Raw genomic sequence first — 1220 nt, forward strand, 5'->3', positions numbered from 1 at the left:
ATAAATGAGGGCTTGTAAACTAAGACTACTAATAAAAAGGAGTGTGCTACTATGCCACGTCAACGTCGAACATTTACGCCTGAATTTAAACTGCAAATGGTGAAGCTTTATGAAAATGGAAAGTCACGTGCTGATATTGCTCGTGAATATGATTTAACCCCTTCGGGATTAGATAAATGGATTAAAAAATCCTCAAGCTACTGGCTCGTTCGCAGCTAAAGATAATCGAACAGAAGATGAAATAGAACTAGATAAATTACGTAAAGAAAATCAGCGGTTACTAATGGAGAATGATATTTTAAAGCAAGCGGCGCTGATCATGGGACGAAAATAAATGTGATTCGTAATAACGCTCACCTTTATTCGGTATCAGCAATGTGTGCCGTCCTCGAGATTAAAAGGAGCACCTATTATTATCATATAAATTTAGATGCCACTTCGCAGCGAAAAACAGAGGACATCGCATTTTCAAAAGAAATTGAACGGATTTTCAAAGAAAGCCGTAATAATTAGGGTACGCGTAAAATCAAAAGAGAATTATTAAAGTTAGCTGAACCTAAACATGTATCAAGACGCCGAATTAGCCGCATAATGCATTCGTTAGGTTTAGTTTCAAACTACACTGTGGCTCAATTTAAACCGCAAAAATCACGTTCGAATGAGGCACTTATAAGAAACGAGTTAAAACGTGCGTTCATTCAAGAAAAAGAATTAGCTGTCGTTGTAAGTGATTTAACATACGTTCGTGTCGGTGGAAAGTGGCATTATGTATGTTTATTTGTAGACCTTTTCAATCGTGAAATTATTGGACATAGTGTAGGAGAAAACAAGACTGCAAGTCTTGTCTATGAAGCATTAGCAAGCATTTCTGCAAATTTAAATGACATACAGCTGTTTCACACGGATCGAGGGAAAGAATTTGATAATCGGTTGATTGATGAAGCGCTTGAAACATTTAATATTCAACGTTCACTAAGTATGAAGGGTTGTCCTAACGATAACGCTGTAGCGGAAGCAACATTCAAAGTGTTTAAAACAGAATTCGCAAACCAAGCTCACTTTTCCAATCTTAATCAGCTGGAACTTGAATTAAATGATTACGTTCATTGGTTTAATAACATCCGTATTCATGGAACATTGGGTTATTTAACGCCTACCGAATTTAAATTACAGCCCTTATAATTTTTTGTTCAATTTACTGTTGCCATTCCAAAGACAGT

At 36.2% G+C, this 1220-nt stretch carries 1 pseudogene; it reads left to right on the forward strand.

The window, feature by feature from the left end:
* Positions 1 to 51 precede the first annotated feature (51 nt).
* Positions 52 to 1182 (forward strand): annotated as a pseudogene (locus BCAMP_RS11810) (IS3 family transposase).
* Positions 1183 to 1220 lie beyond the last annotated feature (38 nt).

This window comes from Brochothrix campestris FSL F6-1037, assembly GCF_000525915.1.
Lineage (GTDB): Bacteria > Bacillota > Bacilli > Lactobacillales > Listeriaceae > Brochothrix > Brochothrix campestris.